Source organism: Halococcus saccharolyticus DSM 5350 (assembly GCF_000336915.1).
Taxonomy (GTDB): Archaea; Halobacteriota; Halobacteria; order Halobacteriales; family Halococcaceae; genus Halococcus; species Halococcus saccharolyticus.
Window position 1 is genome coordinate 81,087 of the sequence record NZ_AOMD01000030.1, and the last position, 18,771, is coordinate 99,857.

General features: G+C 63.2%; 17 protein-coding genes. 6 read left to right on the top strand and 11 right to left on the bottom strand.

The features are described from left to right. The 6 genes from C449_RS14055 to lipA all read right to left on the bottom strand — a co-directional run bounded on the left by C449_RS14055 (nt 1) and on the right by lipA (nt 6,940). Nucleotides 1–357 (bottom strand): DNA-binding protein, encoded by a 357-nt coding sequence (locus C449_RS14055; RefSeq protein ID WP_006078706.1) that lies wholly within the window; start codon nt 355–357, stop codon nt 1–3. Between the two features lie 116 nt (nt 358–473). Then, nucleotides 474–1,898 carry a dihydrolipoyl dehydrogenase gene (gene lpdA / locus C449_RS14060; RefSeq protein ID WP_006078707.1) on the bottom strand — a complete coding sequence of 475 codons (1,425 nt, stop codon included), beginning with the start codon at nt 1,896–1,898 and terminating at the stop codon, nt 474–476. Between the two features lie 139 nt (nt 1,899–2,037). Further along, nucleotides 2,038–3,615, bottom strand: a complete 1,578-nt coding sequence (locus C449_RS14065; RefSeq protein ID WP_006078708.1) for a dihydrolipoamide acetyltransferase family protein — start codon at nt 3,613–3,615, stop codon at nt 2,038–2,040. A gap of 1 nt (nt 3,616) precedes the next feature. Then, nucleotides 3,617–4,630 (bottom strand): alpha-ketoacid dehydrogenase subunit beta, encoded by a 1,014-nt coding sequence (locus C449_RS14070; RefSeq protein WP_006078709.1) that lies wholly within the window; start codon nt 4,628–4,630, stop codon nt 3,617–3,619. A 3-nt stretch (nt 4,631–4,633) separates the two neighbouring features. Beyond that, entirely contained in the window at nt 4,634–5,737 is a 1,104-nt protein-coding gene (gene pdhA, locus C449_RS14075; RefSeq protein WP_006078710.1) for a pyruvate dehydrogenase (acetyl-transferring) E1 component subunit alpha, read from the bottom strand. Between the two features lie 225 nt (nt 5,738–5,962). After that, nucleotides 5,963–6,940 (bottom strand): lipoyl synthase, encoded by a 978-nt coding sequence (gene lipA, locus C449_RS14080; protein ID WP_275039177.1) that lies wholly within the window; start codon nt 6,938–6,940, stop codon nt 5,963–5,965. 131 nt (nt 6,941–7,071) lie between these two features. Here lipA and C449_RS14085 point away from each other — a divergent pair, with 131 nt between their 5' ends. From C449_RS14085 to C449_RS14095, 3 genes are all read left to right on the top strand, one after another. Continuing rightward, on the top strand, nt 7,072–8,484 hold the full coding sequence (locus C449_RS14085) for an MATE family efflux transporter (RefSeq protein ID WP_006078712.1): 1,413 nt from the start codon (nt 7,072–7,074) through the stop codon (nt 8,482–8,484). A 44-nt stretch (nt 8,485–8,528) separates the two neighbouring features. Beyond that, nucleotides 8,529–8,948, top strand: a complete 420-nt coding sequence (locus tag C449_RS14090; RefSeq protein WP_006078713.1) for a hypothetical protein — start codon at nt 8,529–8,531, stop codon at nt 8,946–8,948. Nucleotides 8,949–9,275: 327 nt separating this feature from the next. After that, entirely contained in the window at nt 9,276–11,606 is a 2,331-nt protein-coding gene (locus tag C449_RS14095) for a DEAD/DEAH box helicase (protein ID WP_006078714.1), read from the top strand. 21 nt (nt 11,607–11,627) lie between these two features. On the opposite strand, the gene C449_RS14100 is transcribed toward C449_RS14095, so the two are convergent. Genes C449_RS14100 through C449_RS17930 form a run of 5 tightly spaced genes read right to left on the bottom strand, consistent with a single transcriptional unit; the run spans nt 11,628 to nt 15,013 of the window. Continuing rightward, nucleotides 11,628–12,290, bottom strand: coding sequence for an HAD family hydrolase (locus C449_RS14100; RefSeq protein ID WP_006078715.1), 663 nt, complete (start codon nt 12,288–12,290; stop codon nt 11,628–11,630). 49 nt (nt 12,291–12,339) lie between these two features. Next, on the bottom strand, nt 12,340–13,467 hold the full coding sequence (locus C449_RS14105) for a tyrosine-type recombinase/integrase (RefSeq protein WP_006078716.1): 1,128 nt from the start codon (nt 13,465–13,467) through the stop codon (nt 12,340–12,342). Further along, nucleotides 13,464–13,907: a hypothetical protein gene (locus C449_RS14110; RefSeq protein ID WP_006078717.1), complete on the bottom strand. Its 444-nt coding sequence runs from the start codon at nt 13,905–13,907 to the stop codon at nt 13,464–13,466. Before C449_RS14110 ends, C449_RS14105 begins: the two co-directional genes overlap by 4 nt. Before the next feature lie 36 nt (nt 13,908–13,943). Further along, nucleotides 13,944–14,393, bottom strand: a complete 450-nt coding sequence (locus C449_RS14115; protein ID WP_049914270.1) for a hypothetical protein — start codon at nt 14,391–14,393, stop codon at nt 13,944–13,946. After that, complete coding sequence (locus C449_RS17930) at nt 14,390–15,013, bottom strand: hypothetical protein (protein ID WP_152415739.1); 624 nt, start codon at nt 15,011–15,013, stop codon at nt 14,390–14,392. Before C449_RS17930 ends, C449_RS14115 begins: the two co-directional genes overlap by 4 nt. A 56-nt stretch (nt 15,014–15,069) precedes the next feature. On the opposite strand from C449_RS17930, the gene C449_RS19070 reads away from it, so the two are divergent. The 3 genes from C449_RS19070 to C449_RS17590 all read left to right on the top strand — a co-directional run bounded on the left by C449_RS19070 (nt 15,070) and on the right by C449_RS17590 (nt 17,782). Continuing rightward, a complete protein-coding gene (locus C449_RS19070) occupies nt 15,070–15,231 on the top strand; it encodes a DUF7557 family protein (RefSeq protein ID WP_445298254.1) in 162 nt (53 codons plus the stop codon). Nucleotides 15,232–15,450: 219 nt separating this feature from the next. Beyond that, nucleotides 15,451–15,573: a hypothetical protein gene (locus C449_RS18875; RefSeq protein WP_275039172.1), complete on the top strand. Its 123-nt coding sequence runs from the start codon at nt 15,451–15,453 to the stop codon at nt 15,571–15,573. Nucleotides 15,574–15,724: 151 nt separating this feature from the next. After that, nucleotides 15,725–17,782 carry a phage/plasmid primase, P4 family gene (locus tag C449_RS17590; protein WP_080504945.1) on the top strand — a complete coding sequence of 686 codons (2,058 nt, stop codon included), beginning with the start codon at nt 15,725–15,727 and terminating at the stop codon, nt 17,780–17,782. Nucleotides 17,783–18,771 lie beyond the last annotated feature (989 nt).

Consider the following 18,771-nt stretch of genomic DNA (forward strand, 5'->3'; position numbering starts at 1 on the left):
TCAGCGGCGCTTGATGTCGAAGCTCTGCTGGTCGGGTTTGAGCTCTTGGAGGAGCTGGCGCATCTGGTCTTCGTCGATCTTGTCGCCGAGCCGGCCGCTCCGCGCGAGCGCGATCACCTGCTGTTCGACCTGCTCGCCGAAGTCGGGTTTCGACATCTTGACCGAGTTGAGCCGCTTGCGCGCACCGTCGGTGAGATGCTGGCGGAGCTGGGCCTTCTTCTGGGCCTCGGCCTGTTCCTGCTGGGCTTTCATCGCCTCCTCGCGGTCGCCGCCCTCCCCACCCTGCTGTTCCTGGAGCTGTTCGAGCTTCTCCTGGCGGAGCTGTTCGAGTTCGTCGTCGTCGGGTGAGCCGCTCATACGTCATAGTACGGCTACCCGAACAAAAACCCGGCGGACGCTCCTGTCCGATTTCCCCTTCCCTATCGCCCGTTCGGATCGAAATTCACGAATTCACGTGCATTCGTGAATTTCACTCACCGATTGAGGGTGTGGATCGCCTTGCCTCGGGCGTTCTCGACGGCTTCCATCACGGCCTCGCCGAGGGTCGGATGGGTGTGGATGGTCGCGGCGATGTCCTCCAGGGTCGCACCCATCTCGATCGCGAGGCCGAACTCCGCGATCATCTCGGAAGCCTCCGGCGCGACGATCTGCGCACCGAGGATGAATCCTGCATCATCGTCGGCGACCACGCGGACGAACCCCTCGGTCTCGCCGAGCGTGAGCGCACGCCCGCTCGCCTGCATCGGCATCTCGCCGACGACCGGCGAGAACCCTGCCTCCTTGGCCTCCGCCTCGGTCATTCCGACGGTGCCGATCTCTGGGTCGGTAAAGACGGCAGCGGGCACGCTCTGGTAGTCGAGCGCGGCTGGTTCGCCCGCGATGACCTCGGCGGCGACCTCGCCTTCCTTCATCCCCTTGTGGGCGAGCATCGGCTCGCCCGCGACGTCGCCGACCGCGAAGACGTGCTCGATGTCGGTTCGCGCGCGGTCGTCGGTGTCGAGGAACCCGCCCTCGCCTGGTTCGAGCCCCACCGCGTCGAGGTTCAGGGTGTCGGTCACGGGTTCGCGCCCGACCGCGACGAGCGCCTTCTCCGCACCGAACTCCGACACGTCGCCGTCTTCGTTTTCGGTCCTGACGGTGATCCCGTCGCCGGATTCCTCCCACTCGCTCGCGGCCTCGCCGAAATGGAAGTCGATCCCCAACTCTTCGGCCCGGCTCTTGACGACGCGCGCGACGTCGTCCTCGTAGGCGGGCAACGCGGAATCGAGCATCTCGACGATGGTGACGTCGGTACCGAGCTTGGCGAACACGGTGGAGAGCTCCATCCCGATGTAGCCCGCACCGACGACCACGAGGCTCTCGGGCACGGTGTCGAGCGCGAGCGCGTCGCGCGAGGAGATGACGTGCTCACCGTCGAACTCGAAGTTCGGGACCTCGATCGGGCGCGAGCCGGTAGCGACGATGGCGTGTTCGAAATCGATGGATTCGGAGCCCTGACCATCGCCGCTGTGGGCCACCCGAACGGTGTTCTCGCCCGCGAACTCCGCGCGACCTTCGACGAGGTTCACACCATTAGCCTTACAGAGCTTCTCGACGCCGCTGGTGAGCTGATCGACGATCTCGTCCTTCCAGCCCACCATCGCGCTCAGATCGACCGCGGGATCGGCGTGGATGCCCATCGCCTCGGCTTCGCTTGCATCGTGGGCGACGTCGGTCGCCGAGATTAGCGCTTTCGAAGGGATGCAGCCGTGGTTCAGACAGGTCCCGCCGTAGGCGTCCTTCTCGACGAGGGTGACGTCGAGGTCCAACTGGCCGGCGCGGATGGCGGCGACGTAGCCGCCAGGCCCCGCGCCGATGATCAGTACGTCGGTTCCGGTTGTTACGTCGCCAACGACCATGCACGGCAAAACTCGCCGCTGCGTGAAAAACCAGGTGGGTTTCGTCGCCCGATCTCTGCGTCGTGGTTAGTGCGGGCACTCTCCAGGCTCTGATGCCAAAACCCGAGTACGAGTCGAAACCAGCGAGAGCCGAGAACCGCTATTCGAGCAGCAGTCGGTTCGGGTGCTCGAGGTACTCCTCGACCTTGTTCGTGAACTGTGCGGCGATCGCGCCGTCGAGCACCCGGTGATCGAAGGAGAGTGAGACTGTCATCACGTGGCGCGGCACTACTTCACCGTCGACGACGCGTGGCTTCTCCTTGATCGCGCCGAGCGCGAGGATCGCGACCTCGGGATGGTTGACGATCGGGGTGGCATACTCGCCGCCGATCGCGCCGACGTTGGTGATGGTGAAGGTGCCGCCCTGCATCTCCTCGCGCGAAATCGAGCGTTCGCGCGCCTTCTCGACCAGCTCGTTCATCTCCGAGGCGAGCTGGAGCAGAGTCTTGTTGCCAGCGTCACCCACGACGGGAACCATCAGCCCCGCGTCGGTCGCCGCCGCCACGCCGACGTTGTAATACTTCTTCTGGACGATTTCCTCGCTTTCCTCGTCGAGCATCGCGTTCACCATCGGGAACTCCCGGAGCGCGGCGACACACGCCTTCATTACAAATGGCATGTACGACAGCGAGATGCCGCGCTCGGCCGCGACTTCCTTCAGCTCCCCGCGGGTCTCGACCAGTTCGGTGACGTCGACCTCGTCGTGGTGGGTGACGTGGGGCGCGGTGAACTTCGAGGCCTCCATCTGCTGGCCGATGGTCCGGCGCACCCCGCGATACGGGATCCGTTCTTCCTGCGCTCCCGCACCCGACTCACCCGCCGCGATCGCGGCCGTGTCGGCCGCCTGCGCCTCCTGCTGGGCCTCGGCGTACGCCTCGACTGCCGCCGGCGAGACGAACGCCTCGCCGTCGCGCTCCTCGTCGGTCGGCACGTGGTCGATGTCGACGCCCGCCTCCTCGGCGAGACGTCGCGTCGCGGGTGCGGCGAGCGTGCGGTCGCGGTCCGCGGCGGACGGTGCGGACGCCTGGCCGGCACCGCCGCCGGCCGCTCCACCGCTTTCGGCGGTTGTGCCGGCTTCGTCGGACACGTCTGAGACGGCCGACGTGACCTCCTCCCCGCCCGTTCCGTCGTCCTCGGCGGCTTCGCCCGCCTCGCTCGCGCCGCCTTCGGCGGCCGCACGAACGTCGTGTTCACTCACCCGGCCGCCGGGGCCCGATCCCTCGACGGTCGCGATGTCGATCCCCTGCTCGCGCGCGAGCCGACGGGCGCTCGGTGCGGCGAAGACCCGTCCGTCGGCGGTCGACACTTCGCCGCCCTGGCCTGCCTCTGCACCGGCTTGGGCTGCTTCGCCCTCTGCTCCGTCGGCATCGGTCTCGGTCGCGGTGTCGGTCCGCGTCTCGGTCGACTCCTCCTGGCCTGTCGCGTCCGTTTCGTCCTCGCCCTCCACGGCGAACGTGATGATGACGTCGCCGACGGGCACCATCTCGCCCTCCTCGGCGCGGATCTCCTGGACTGTGCCGTTCACCGGCGATGGGACATCGACCACCGCTTTGTCGGTCTCGACCTCGGCGACCGGCTGATCCTCCTCCACCGTGTCGCCCGTCTCGACCAGCCACGCGACGATCTCGCCCTCGGCGACGCCCTCGCCGACGTCGGGCAGTTTGAACTCACGGACCATTTCAGAACTCCGCGGCCTCCCGGATTCCGTCGGTGATCCGCGCCGCCTCGGGGAGGTAGTAGTCCTCCAGCGCGTACAGCGGGAACGGCGTATCGAAGCCCGTGACGCGCTTGATCGGGGCTTCCTGATACATGAGCGCCTCCTCCTGGATCGTCGAGGTGATCTCGCCAGCGAGGCCCCCCGTTTTGGGAGCCTCGTGAACCACCGCGGCGCGTCCCGTCTTCTTGAACGATTCGAGAATGGTTTCCTCGTCGAGCGGCGAGAGCGTGCGGAGGTCGACCACTTCCGCGTCGATCCCCTCCTCGGCGAGGTCCTCGGCGGCCTCAATGGTCGGGCGGGTCATTGCGCCCCACGTGAACACCGACACATCACTCCCTTCTCGGCGGACGGCGGCCTCGCCGAGCGGCACGGTGTAGGACTCGTCGGGGACCTCCTCGCGGAACGCCCGGTAGATGAGTTTGGGTTCGAGGAACATCACGGGATCGGGGTCGCGGATCGCCGACGCGAGCAGTCCCTTGGTGTCGTACGGCGTTGAGGGGATCACGACCTTGAGGCCTGGCTCGTGAACGAAGAAGGCCTCTTTCGATTCGGAGTGGTGTTCGGGCGCACGAATCCCGCCGCCGTACGGCGCACGAATCACCATCGGGCAGGTGTACCGTCCCCGAGAACGGGTCCGGAGTCGGGCGGCGTGGCTCACGATCTGGTCGAACCCCGGGTAGATGAACCCGAGGAACTGGATCTCGGGCACCGGCCGGAGGCCGTACGCCGACATCCCGACCGCCGTTCCGATGATCCCCGACTCGGCCAGCGGCGTGTCGATCACGCGGTCGTCGCCGAACTCGTCGTAGAGTCCCTGTGTGGCGCGGAATACACCACCGTTCTTCCCCACGTCCTCGCCCATCACGAGCACGTCCTCGTTCCGCTCCATCTCGCCGTACAGCCCGTCCCGGACGGCCTGCACGAGCGTCAGGTTCTGCGTCTCTCCCTCCACGTCAGTCTGTTGTGCTTCGCTCATGAGTTATTCGAGAAGTTCGTCGTCGCCGTGGGTGTCGCGTAGCCGTTCGAGATAGCGCCGCTGTTCTTCGAGTCGTTTGGGCATGTCCGCGTAGACGTGCGCGAACATCTCCTCGGGATCGGGCCGGTCGTACGCCTCGGCGGCGTCGATCGCGTCGGCCACTTCGTCCTCGATCTCCTCCTCGATCGCGTCGATCCGCTCGTCGTCGAGGAGGCCCTGGTTTTCGAGGTACGTCTCCAGACGGGGGATCGGGTCCTTCGCTTTCCACTCCTCGACCTCCTCGTCGTCGCGGTAGACCGAGGGATCGTCGGCGGTGGTGTGCGCGCCGAAGCGGTACTGGACCGCCTCGATCATCGTCGGCCGGAGCTGATCCTCGTCGGGATCCTTCGCCTTCTCGATCGCGCGCCGCGTGACCTCGTACACGGCGAGCGGGTCCATCCCGTCGACCTGGATCCCCTCGAACCCGTAGGCGTCGGCCTTCTGGGCCAGCGTCGCCGCCGCGGACTGGCGTTCCCGGGGAACCGAGATCGCCCACTGGTTGTTGTTACAGAAGAAGATGTTGGGGGTGTCGAACACCCCGGCGAAGTTCAGTGCCTCGTGGAAGTCGCCCTCGCTGGTCGCGCCGTCGCCGAAGTAACAGAGGAAGGCCTTGTTCTCGCCTTTGAGCTTCGAGGCCCACGCCGCGCCGGTCGCGTGGGGAAGTTGGGTCGCGATCGGCACCGCGGGCGTGAAGATGTTGGCGTCGTCTTCCTCGTAGCCGACCTCGTGGCCCATCCAGTAGAGCAGGGTACGCTCCAGGGAGAACCCCCGGATCATCGACGCGCCGTGCTCGCGATAGCTCGGGAACAGCCAGTCGTCGTCGGCGAGCGCGTGGGCGCTGCCGACCTGTGCGCCCTCCTGGCCCGACAGCGGTGGGTAGGTCCCCATCCGCCCTTGGCGCTGGAGGGAAACGGCGCGTTGATCGAAGTGGCGAACCAGGCGCATCTCGCGGTACATCCCCACGAGGGTCTCCTCGTCAAGGTCGGGCGGCTCCACGCCCTCGCGTACCTCGCCGTCCTCGTCGAGGATCCCGAAGCGCTCGCCGGGGTCGCGCTGTAGCGTACTCACGGGCAAAGCCACCTCGCTGACATACCAACCGACTCGGCCGCCTCGGTTATATCCCTTTTGTAAATGACTTTCCGTGGCTGCCAATCTTGCCAGCCACGCTCGGATAGTTGCTGTTCGTCCGATTTTCGGCCGGAAAAACGACGATCGTCAGCGTCAATCGCGCTCGCTTCGATCGAGCGTCGCCACTCCCGAGCGCGATCGGTCGTGGCCGTTCTCGTCCGGTGTTCACACCGACCGCGAGGCGGCGCGTGCCGTCGTCCGCGCCTCCTCGACCGACCGTCCCTCTCGAATTACTGCGTCGACGAACAGTTCGCCCGCCTTGTACGACGATCGCACCATTGGGCCGCTGGCACAGTAGAGGAAGTCGAGGTCGTCCTCGGCGACCGCTCGCCACGTCTCGAACTTGTCGGGGTGGACGTACGAGCCGACCTCCAGATGGCTCCGCGAGGGCTGGAGATACTGACCGAGGGTGACGACGTCGACGTCGGCCTCGCGGAGGTCGGTGAGCGTCTGGTACACCTCGTGGTCGTACTCGCCGAGACCGAGCATGATCGAGGTCTTGGTGTAGATGTCGGACTCGCGTTCGACCTGTTCCAGTACGGAAAGGGACTGCTCGTAGTTCGCCCGGCGGTCCCGGACGGGCCACTGGAGGCGCTCGACGGTCTCGATGTTGTGGGCGATCACGTCGGGTTCTGCGTCGATGATCTTCCGGACGCAGTCGGGATCGCCCTGGAAGTCGGGGATCAGCACCTCGACGAGGATCTCGGGGTCGCGCTGCTTGATCGCCGCGATGGTCCGCGCGAAGTGGCTTGCGCCCTGGTCGTCGAGATCGTCGCGGTCGACCGACGTGAGGACGACGTAATCGAGACCGATTTCGGCTACCGCCTCCGCAACGTTTGCGGGTTCGTCGGGATCGAGCGGCCCCATTCCGCCAGTCTCGACGTCACAGAAATTACAGCCGCGCGAGCACCGCTCGCCCATCAGCATGAACGTCGCGGTCCCCGGACCGCTGCCGGCTCCGTCCCCGCCGGACCAACACTCGCCCATATTGGGGCAGTTGGCCTCCTCGCAGACGGTGTGGAGGTCGCGCTCGCGGAGCGTGCGCTTGATCTCGGTGAATCGCTCCCCCGAGGGCGGTCGGGTCCTGAGCCAGTCGGGCTTGCGCGCGCGACTCATTGTTCGCTCTCGGGACCGCGCCGGCAAAAGCGTGGGGTTCGTCGATGCGCGCGCTGTCGGGCGACGGACTGTGAGACACACCGATCCGCGATAACTTCGATCCGTCGAACACGGGGGAAAATTAATCAACGGTACCGTACACAGCTACTCCCAACGCAATGTTCGACCTCTCGCCCGAGGAAATCACCGAGGGCTCGTTGGCGCGCGCGCTCGTCACGCTCGCCGCCCCGTTGCTCGTGCAGAACCTCGTTTTGGTCGTCCAGCAGGCGGTCGACCTGTTCTGGCTCGGTCGGCTGAGCTCGACTGCGGTCGCCGCGGTCGGGCTTGCGCTGCCGATTCTCGCGCTGCTGTTCGCGCTGACGATCACCGCTCCGTTCGTCGGCACCCAGGTGCTGGTCTCCCAGCGGATCGGCGGTGAGGACGTCCCCGCCGCGCGACGGACCGCCGCCACGGGGCTCGGTCTCGCGCTCGTGCTCGGGGTTGGCGGCGGTGCGGTCCTCTGGGCCAGCGCGCGCCCGCTAACCGATCTTCTCACGCTCGCCCAGGGAGGTGCTGGTGGCGAGGTGACGCGGCTCGCGACCGTTTATCTCGGCGTGCTCGCGCTCGGGCTCCCTTTCGCCGCCGCGAGCGATGCGGTCGAGGGGGCGTTCATCGGGTGGGGTGACTCGCGTGCGCCACTGTACATTTCGATCGCCACTGTGGCAGTGAATCTGGGACTCGACCCCGTGTTGATCTTCGGGTGGGGTCCCGCGCCTGCGCTCGGCGTCCAGGGCGCGGCGTTCGCCACGGTTGCTGGCTACGGGGCCGGCCTCACGCTCGCGCTCGGCCTCGCACTCGCCGGCCGGAACGGCGGGATGTACTCGCGCGCGGCCGCAAGGTTCGATCGTGACGAACTCCGCGAACTCCTCGACGTCGGCGCGCCGGTCGCGGGCCAGGGCGCGGTCAGACAGGTCGTTCGGGTGCTGATCGTCGCGATCGCGTTCGCCGCCGGCGGTGCGGCGGGCCTCGCAGCGTACACCGTGGGCGCACGGATCGCCTCGATCGCGTTCGTCCCGGCGATCGGGCTCCAGCAGGCCACCCAGAGCGTCGTGGGCCAGAACCTCGGTGCCGAGCTGCCCGAGCGCGCGCGGCGTGCGACCTACCTCGGGGTGGCGATCGCGGCCGTCGGGCTCGGTGTGATCGGCGCGATCCAATGGTTCGTACCGACCGCGATCGCCACCACGTTCGCCCCCGAACTCACCGACCGCGCACTCGCGTTCTCGGTCGACTATCTCCGGATCCTCGCGTACGGCTACCCTGCGATCGGGGTGGCGTACATCTTCGAGGCGGGCTTCAACGGCGCGCGGCGTACCAGAACGAGCTTCGTCGCGACAGTGCTCCAGTTCTGGGCCGTCCGACTCCCGATCGCGGCGGGGGCTGGCGTGCTGCTGGGCGTCGGTATCGACGCGGTGTTCTGGGCGGTCACGATCTCGAATATCTCGGCCGCGATCGGGCTCGCACTCTACTATCGTCACGAAATGTCGAGCGGCATGCTTCAGTGCGCGACCGAACGCGCTACCGCCGCGGACTGAATGCCGGGCAATCACTGATTACGCCGGACGACGAACCTTCCTCCATGAGTACACCGGCAGCGTCCACGGGACGGCTTCGACGGGGGTGGGACTACTACCGCCGCTACACGAAACGACGAACCGGCGTTCACGCGGCGGCGGCAGCCGCGCTGACAGCGTTCGGGCTGCTGGCCACCGTCCACCGCGGGTTCATCGCCGTCGCGATTGCGTCGTACCTCCTTCCACCGATCTATCTCTATCTCACTGGCGACGAGATCGCTGGCGACGAACGAACGGAGACCCGCGTCGATCGGGGTACTCGGCGCAGCGCCGTCGGGGACGCCGATGCTGACGCGGACGCGGACGGCACCGACGGCGACGGCGACGCCGACGCGGATGGCGGGGATACCGACACTGACTCGGACGGTCCGGACACGGATACGGACTCCGACGGTGTCGACACCGATTCGGATTCGGACGGGTAGTCATATGTCGCCTTGAACAACTCTTCTGACTACCACCACGGGTGTTTCCAGCCGTGTCACCGAGTCGGATCGAGCGCCCGAGCGACGGGTAAGGAAACGCCTTTGGCCGCCCCACACCCAGCGTCAGATCACGTGAATACTGTCGTTTCGTTCCGCTCACGACGCACTCATGCGAAGCACTCCCGGGAGTGCTTCGCATGAACGCCGTTGCCTCACTTCGTTCGCAACGGACTCACGACGATCGCCTCCGGAGGCGATCGCCGTGAACACCGTCGTTTCGCTCCGCTCACGACGAGCTCATGGGGATTGCTCCTCGGAGCAATCCCCATGAACGTCGCCGAAACCGTTCCGGAGTTCGCCGACGCGTTCGCCTTCGAGTCGTTCAACCGGATGCAGCGCGAGGCGCTGCCGGCGATCTTGGAGGGCGACGAGAACGTGGTCGCGAGCGCGCCCACGGCGTCGGGCAAGACCGCGCTCGCCGAACTCGCTATCTGCAAGTGTCTCGACGCGGGCGGCACAGCCCTCTTCATCGCGCCGCTGCGCGCGCTCACCAACGAGAAGGAATCCGAGTGGGAGCGCTTCGAGGACCTCGGCTATTCGGTGTACGTCGTCACCGGCGAGCGCGATCTCAACCCTCGCAGAGCGGAGCGCGCGGATATCCTCGTGATGACTCCTGAAAAAGTGGACTCGGCCACCCGGAAACACGATTCCCCCAGATACGGGTTCATCACCGACGTCGCGTGCTGTGTGATCGACGAGGTCCACCTGCTCGACTCCGAGCGGCGGGGCAGCGTGCTCGAAGTCACGATCTCGCGGCTCCGACGGCTCTCGGCACCCAGAATCGTCGCGCTCTCGGCCACGATGCCAAACGTCGACGAGGTCGCCGCCTGGCTCGACGCACCGCCCGAGACGACGTTCGACTTCGGCGAAGAGTACCGGCCCGTGGAACTCGAAGCCGACGTTCGGACCTACACCCACGGCGAGAACGCCTTCGCCGACAAGTACCGCCGGCTGTACCGCGCGCTCGATCTCGCGGAGGAACACATCCGCGACGACGGCCAGGCGCTCGTCTTCGTCGCCTCCCGCCAGGATACCGTCCGCGCCGCGGAGAAAGCGCGGGACGAACTCGCCTCGCGGGACGTCCCGATCGGTGCGCGCGGCGACTACGATTTCCACACCGAGACCCAGATCCTCGAAAACCAGACCCTCCGGAACTCGGCGCTCGACGGCGTCGCCTTCCACCACGCCGGCCTCTCGAAGTCCGACAAGGATCACGTCGAGGAGTGGTTCCGGCAGGGGAAAATACAACTCCTCTTTTCGACCTCGACGCTCGCGTGGGGGGTGAATCTCCCCGCCCGGTGTGTCGTGATCCGAGACACCAAATACCACGACCCCTTGGAGGGCGAGGTCGACATGAGTCCGCTCGACGTACTCCAGATGCTCGGACGGGCGGGCCGGCCCGGCTACGACGACGCGGGCTACGCGCACGTGGTCTGTGACGGGAGCGACGCCGAGAAGTATCGTCGTCTGCTCCGCGACGGGAAGGCGATCGAATCACACCTCACTGCGGACCTCGACACCCACCTCAACGCCGAAATCGCGATGGGCACGATCGGGGATGTCGGCGACGTGATGGACTGGCTCGAAACCACGTTCGGGTTCGTTCGTGCGCGGAGCAGTTCGAACCCCGACGCGGTCGAGGAACTGCGCGAGCGGGTCCGCGAGACGCTCGCCGAACTCCGGGAGCGCGGATTCGTCGCAACCGACGACCTCCGGGTGTCGGCCACGCCGCTCGGAACGCTCGCCTCTGCCTACTATCTCCGACTCCCGACCGCGAGCCGGTTCGAGGAGCTCGCAGGGACCGATCCCGATACTGACGAAATTCTCGAAACCGTCGCTGCCAGCGCGGAGTTCGACAGCGTGAACGCACGGCAGGCCGAACGCGACGCCATCGACGACGTGCTCGGCACCCGGGGATCGGACCTCGATTCGGGTGTCCGCAAGGTGCTCGCGATCCTCGAAGCCAGCACGACCGGTTCGACCCCCACCGAGCTCGGGAGCGACGCGTGGGTCATCCGACAGAACGCGCTCCGGCTGCTCGCGGCGCTTCGGGCGTTCCTCGATCGGTTCGGTGGGCCACGCGAAGCGAACCGCGCGAGTTGCGTGGCCGCACGCGTCGAGAACGGCGTGAGCGAGGACGCCGCCGCGCTCACCGCGATCGACGGCGTCGGACCGGGTCGGGCGAGCAAGCTCGCCGGCGAGGGTATCGAGACGCCCGCCGACCTCGTCGCCGCCGGCACCGCGGGGCTCGTCGACGCCGGACTGAGCGAGGGTGTCGCCGAGCGCGTCGTCGAGAGCGCGCGCGAGTTGCCCCGTATCGATGTCGAGTGGGGGGAGTTCCCCGAACGGATCGCGCGCGGCGAGAACGATCCCCGCGAGGTCACGATCACGAACCACGCCGGTGGCGCGCGTGCCGGTATCCGGGTCACGGTGAACGATGTCGAGATGACCGCGACCGACTCCTATCTCGGCAGCGAGACAGTACCCGTGCCGGTGTTCGGTGGCGACCCCGATACGCTCACCTTCGCCGTCGAGGTGATCTTCCCCGAACTCCCGCTCGAACCGATCACCGAAACCAGAACTGTGTGGGTCGACTGACTGCTTTCGCGTCGATCCTCGTTACCGTGCGAGCAACGCAGCCCTGAGCTCCTGGGGGCCTTCGACCACCGTATCCGCCGCCGCGAGATCGAGTTCTTTCGCGTCCGCGCCACGGTAGCCGATACAGGACATTCCGGCCGCCGTGGCCGACGCCACGCCGTGGGTCGAATCCTCGACCGCGACGCATTCCGCGGGATCGACGCCGAGTTCGTCGGCCGCGTGACGGTAGACGTGAGGTTCGGGCTTGCCGGGCCCGTCCACGTCCTCGGCCGAGACGGTCGCGTCGAAGCCCGTCAGTTCGAACCGATCGCACACGAGGTCGATCCATTCGGGCGGCGACGAGGAGACGATCGCGAGGCGCGTCCCCCGATCCCGGAGCGTGCCACAGAGGTCGCGAAAGCCGTCCATGAGCGCGGCGCGCTTGGTGTATACCTCGCGGGCGGCTTCTTCGTAGATCCCAAGGAACTCCTCGCGATCGACGCTCACGCCGTACTCGTCGTCGAGGTAGTCGTAGACCTCGCGGTAGTTCATCCCGGTGATCTCGGCAGCCTGAAGGTCGGGAACGCCCGCTGCAGGGAAGATCCGTTCCTCCTCGATGTCGGCCCAGTAGCGCTCGGAATCAACGATCACGCCGTCCATGTCGAAAAGTACAGCTTTGCTAATACTCGCCTCGTCAGCAGCCATTATTCGGTCGAGCACCCAAGTCAGGAAGTAGATTCTGGTTCGGGTCTGCTCACACTCTGAGCTTGTAGATGTTTTCGAGATACAGGTCCGCTATGTCCTCGTAGTAGGTGTGGATGTAGCTGTCAATCGGGCCGGGGTCGTCAGTCGTCGCGCCACCCGGTTTGTCACCACGCATATACCGAACGAGGTCACGATTTAGGTCCTGCTCGACACGCCAATACGTCGTAAACCTGTGCCGGCCATAGTGACTCGTCACACCCCGGTGACGCTCCGTCTCGGCATATTCTGGATGGAAAGCACGTTTCCATGCCCGATTGATTGATTGTTTCCGGAGCTTGCCGTTTGCTTGTTTCGAGAGAAACAGCCACTGCGAACCGCTATCCGGGCGAACGAGTAGATACCGAACCAGTACGTGTCGTGTCTCGTCGTCAAGCGGCAGCAGACGTGGCCGCTGTGACTTGTTTCCTTCTCGCTCATGTGGGATATACAGTACGTTCTCACGGCCATCGAGCATCGGGTTCGTTCCCATGTCTGGGTAGTTACGTAGCACCTCACTGTTTTGGATAGAGAGGTCGGCCAACTGGATATTGCACAGTTCGGTTGCTCTCGCCCCGATCTTCAGCTGTAGAACTATCACTGCGCGGTCACGGAGGTGCGCAACCCCGTCGAGCACGTCGCGGAGTTCGTCCATTGGGATACGGGGTGGTTCCTTCGTCTCCGGTGCGGTAAATGAAACCTTCGAGCGGGCGAGTTGTATCGGGTTGTAGTCCTGTGGATGGGGAAACGCCGGGTCATCCTGCCAGTACGTGTATGCGACGTTCAGCTTCCGGAGCTTTGCTTTCACCGTTTCTGGGTGGTTCGATTTCCCCTCCTCCGCGAGTTCATATCGGATGAACCGCTTCACGTGTTCCTCATTCGGGCAAGCAGGATGCCGGCCTTCGCTTTCCATATGCTCACGCCATTCCTGAAACGTGGCGTCGTATCGCTTCCGCGTACTTTCCACGAGTTCGCGTGCGTCAAGCACTTCGGACGCAACGATTGCGAACGGGTCTATCTCGGTGCTTTCGAAGGTAGTGGCGTGCGCTGCGAGAGGGTCCACATCGCGGTCGAACGCTTCTGCGAGTGCTCTTCGCTGTGCATCTGTCCGATTCTCCATCGTCTCGGATGTGTCGCTCATGTGCTCCCTCCTGTTGGTTTGCCGCGTATTTTTTCGGCCCAAACCTTGCTGGCCGCGTCGTACTCCGCGGCAGCCATCAGAACTGGATGATAGGTGTGGGGGTGGTCTGTGTGCCACTGTAGCCAACGGTAGAAATCCTCGATTCGCACCCAATACGGAGTATATGCCGACCACAACGCGAGCTGGTCCAGTAGGCTCTCAAACCACGCGTTCACGTCTTCCGGAGTGGCAAGGGCGTGATGACGGCCTCGGTCGTCCATGTGTGCCTTCCAACGGCGCTCGACAAGCCGCGTGTCCTTCTTGAACTTGTCAGAGCTTCCCCGCTCCCACAGGTGGGTTTCGAGGTATTCGTCCCATACATCACGGCCGTCGTAGGCGGCCGCGTGCTGGTAGAAACGATAACGATCCGGCACCTCGTCAAGCGTCTTGTAGACACCCATGCGATCGTGTGGGTCTGTGGATTTGCTTTTCGCCACTTACATCACTTCCCTACTACCGACGTTCGTGGGGTAGTATTGGTCGTCTTCGACGCGGAGCGCGTCATCTTCTAAGTCCTCGATGTGTCGGTTTACTCGTTCAGGAGCAGTATCTACCACCCTTTGAACTATCTGACCGAACGAAGTGCCTGGGTTCTGCTCGACGTAGCGCCGGACGGCAGCACGCTCGCCACGATGCACCTGTTCTTCGAGTTCGGCGACCCGTTCGCGGGTCCGATCGAGTTCGTCCTTTAGGTCATTTCGCTGATCGCGAAGTTCTCGGTTTGTTTCGTCTGGCTCGACACTCGCATCGAACTTTTTCATCCCGGCTTCGACCATCGCCTGCATGAACTCGCTTACCGACATATCGAACTCATTGGCCCGCTGTTTCCAGCGGTCGTACTGGTCGCTCGTTGGGTAGGCCATAGCGGGCTGTGTGTCGACAGTCATTCGCTGTCACTCTCCGGTATTTCTTGCTTATCTGGCGGCTGAAGCGGTATCTCGTTGGGATCAATTACTCCGTTCTCTATCAGTCGTCGTAGCTCATCGAATTCGAGTGATTCGCCACGCTCGTATTTCCCGATCGCATTTGTCACAAGCCGTCCCTCCGTATCTATCTCGAGCACGATTTCGTTCAACTCTGTATCTCCATCCATTCGATCCAATCCACGTTCGATACCCTCCATGAGCAATCCGCGGAATCCTTCGCTGCTGAAGTCGGGATTAGGCCACCGATACTGCTGATACAGCAATCCTATGAGCGCGACACATGCGTCATGTATCTCTGGATCCGCATGAAGCGTGCCCGCGGCTTTCTCCCTGCGATTATACCGTCGATCTTCTTCGGTCTCTTTGACAAATGTCTGGTCTCGTTCGGAAGGCGACCAATTGTCGAAGAGGACGCGAAAGTCAAGCAACGCGTTTCGGACACGCTGGCGGAGTCGACGACGGTACTGACGATCATGCTTTTGATCGCTCGAACCGGTCAGCAAGTCCCAATCTCTGTCCGTCAAAATCCCGCGACTGCGATCTCTATCGTAGGCTTCTGCTGAATCGGCATCTTCCGTCACATACAAACGTAACGGAGTCACGCTCAAGTATATTCCGGTGAATAGGTCCACCTGCAATGGCACCGACCGAAAGGACCCAGAGGCCGCGGACAACCATCACGGTCCAGCGAGACCTGTACAAGCGGCTCGAAGGGCTAAAGCCGTACAAAAGTATGAGCTACAATGAATTCCTCTCGGAGCTGGCAGATACGTACGAACAAGGAGTTCAGGATCAATGAATCGAAAGAACGTCACCGACCCCCACGGGTATCAAGCGAGTGGGTCGGCAACGTCCTACAGCACGAGTCACACGCTCGGTCTCGTCCGGGCAAGGAATTTGGCTCACCCGGTCGACCGGAGGTGGACCCGTGACTGACGCTTGTCACCCGAGGCACAAATCCGTTTCGCGGACGGCTCGACTCGCTCGTGACTCCGACAACGACCCACTCGGAGTAGCGATGTTTCTCGCCACGGTCGATCTCCGCGCGCTCGAACTCGACCTCACAGGCGTCGACCGGGTGCAGTACACGGTTACGGACGGACACCTCATGCTCGACACCGTCACGGAGGGGATTCGATGAGCCGCGCCTTCTACTGTCCGGATTGTAAAACCATCCACGTCGTCGATCACCGAGGCCGCCAGAAACCGGAAGACGATCAAGAAGCGGATATAGACTTCATCTGTGGTCGCTCCGTGGAACTCATCCGCTCGCTCCGGTTGAGAGGGAAAAGATGACTGCATACGAGTACGCTCCGGAACTCAAGGAACGAGACCGATGGATCTGCTGGCGGTACGAGAAGCAAGACGGCGAACGGACGGACTCGCCGATAGCTCCGTACGACAGCACAACGTACGCGAGCGTTTCTGCCCCGGAGACATGGGGAAGTTACGAGGTAACGGTCAAGTATCATAATAGTAGTGACACGAACACCGATGGAGTCGCATACGTTCTCGGCCCCGACGATCCCGTTGCAATTGCGGATCTCCTGGGCTGCACTGATCCCGAGTCGCCAAACACCGAGAAATGGGCGCTGGACATAATGATGGATCTCCCCAGCTACACCGAGGTACTACCGACGGAGTCGGATCTTCGTGTGTTTGTGCTCGGATCTGTGCCCGAAGGTCGCAGTCGTCAGGAGCAGGAGCGAACCCTTGACGCCCTTGACGGCTGTTCGAGGGGTCCCGCAGTCGAATTATACGACGAGGGTGAATATGTACGGTTCACGGGTAATTCTCTCGAAGCCGTCCCTGAATCGGTCGAAGAGCACCAAGGTGGCCTCAACGAAGTATACGCCGAATACATTGCTGGAAATAGTGAGAACAAAATAACAGGTACCTCAACGCAGGGCAGCACGGGAGTCCCCACCCAACTCACCCCGAAAAACGTCGTGAAGGCCGCAGGTAAAAACCCGAACGAAAACGACCTTGGCAACCTCTCCGATCGAATGAAGGCAGGGGCGATATGGAAGCTGATCGAACGCTCCGACAGCATTCACCTCTGCGTACGTCGTGACAACGCCGCTCTGTTGGCGTTCGACGACGGTATCTGGAAGCCTGAAGCCAAACGTACACTCCGGCACGCCGCACGTCGGGCTCTGGGTTCTATTCACTACGGGAAACATATCGTCTCCGAATTGGAAGAGCAAGCGAAGAGCGATCCTGACTCTGAGGTCAAGCCCGAGGATCTCGGCCTCGAAACTAGCTACGTAGCTGTCGAGAATGGCTTGCTTGATCTCGAAGCGGCTGCCAACGGAGACGAGAATGCAGTCCGCGAACTCCGTCCTGAGAACTATGCGCTCACTCGATTGCCGGTTGAGTATGATCCGACCGCCGAATATGACGAGTGGGCTGATCTCGTCGAGGAGTGGGCGGAGGATGGCAAAGTCGACGCGCTGCAGGAGTATGTCGGATACTGCCTGCATATCGGTGATCTGCCGATCCATCGCGCCTTGATGCTTGTTGGCTCTGGGGCGAACGGAAAGGGAACGTTCCTGGCGGTCGTTCGCGCATTACTCGGTCCGGAAAATACGTCGTCAGTCGAACTACAGACGCTCGCCAGCGAACGAGACGCAGTAGCTGACATGTATGGTTCACTCGCTAACATCGATGATGACCTCTCTGCCCGAAAACTCAACGCCGGGCTAGGAACGTTCAAGAAGCTCGTCGCTGGGGATCGTGTGCGGGCACGGAGACTCTACGAGGATGCGTTCGAGTACAAAGCCATGGGGAAGCACCTCTATGCCGCGAACGAGGTCCCCCAAGTCGACGTTCCCGACGATGACGAAGCGTTTTGGCGGCGGTGGCTCCTCATCGAATTCCCGAACCATTATCCACCAAGTGAGCGGGACCCCGAACTCCGTGACCGTCTCAGCGAATCGGAGAGCCTTTCGGGTGTCCTCAACTGGGCGATTGAGGGATGGAATCGGCTACGTGATCAGGAGTATTTCACCAATGAGGAACAGCTCGCTCACGACAAACGCCGGCGCTGGCAAGCATGGGGCGACTCCGTCGACGAGTTCATCAGCGAGTGTGTCGAGAACGATCCCAACGCCGAGCGGCTCACGACCGGTGAAGCGCACCAGCAATACCAAGCATGGTGCCGCGAGAATAACAGGAACACAGTGGGACAGCGGCAGTTCACGAACACGCTCAAGAACGAAGACGTTGGGTACGGAAAGCACCGGATCGACGGGACCTCCACCCTTGGCTATGACGAACTCGGACTATCCGACATCGGCACAGAACTCGACGGTGGGACCGAGGACTCAAACCGAGGGATGAGCTTCTAAGAGCCTTCCCGGTTCGCTTCTGTTACGCTGGTTCACGGCGACGACGCGTCATCGTCAGCTATGATAACTCGATTCCCTGACAGATATGGTGCTTGTGGTGCATGGGCGGCGGAAATTTGCGATGAAGGTGATGTGGATGCAGGAGAGTACGCAGAAAAGATGCGGAAGGGATGCACCACATCCACCACACCAGTCTAGAAAATCACATCAGTGCCAGCATGAATGCTCGCAATGCAGTCGAGAGCGCTCCACATCATCCATTCCCATCTGACGTGTCGGCCAACACTCACGGTCACGTTGAGGAGTTACGCTATTCGGACTAAGCTCTCGACGGGCTCGAAGTGCCTCGTCTCGAAACGTTTTCGACACAGGCCAGGTAGGTCCGTACACTATCGAGTGCGTGGAGGGTACTTCGGATCAGGAGTGGCGAGGGACTAAAGAAGGTCGCAGCCTATTTTCAAATATGTCTCAGCCGGCATCTATTCCGATTTCGGAAGCTATCGAGAGCGCCGTCGGCGCGAATGATCGAACGCGCCGCGAGGATATTCGCTACCTCCGCCATCACGTCTCTGACGAGGAGCTATTCGTAGAGGTCGGACTCCCTGGTGGAGCATCTGGTGGAGCCGAAAGCATGATTGGATACTCGTCCGTAATCGCCAAGGGACTTCTCAAGAACTGTGCCGGCGACAGGACAGTCCATCTCGCGCTCGTACTCGCCGGTGACAGGCTCGCGCGTTTGACCGTGACTCCCGAAAGCGCCGACCTCAACGATTCCGAAGCCTTCCGACAGCAGTGCACGCACTCTCTACGCGTGGATTGAGCGGGCGGGTATACTGACCGCATTCTTTCGTGGATCTCGCGACCGGGTAGCTGGGGGTCGACCGGATTGATCCTGAGTGCTCGCAACCCCTTCGGGGGTCATCCTGCCGGTCCTTGTTATTATCTAATGGTAACACCCATTATCTTGCATATGCTGCCAGCGCTTTCCC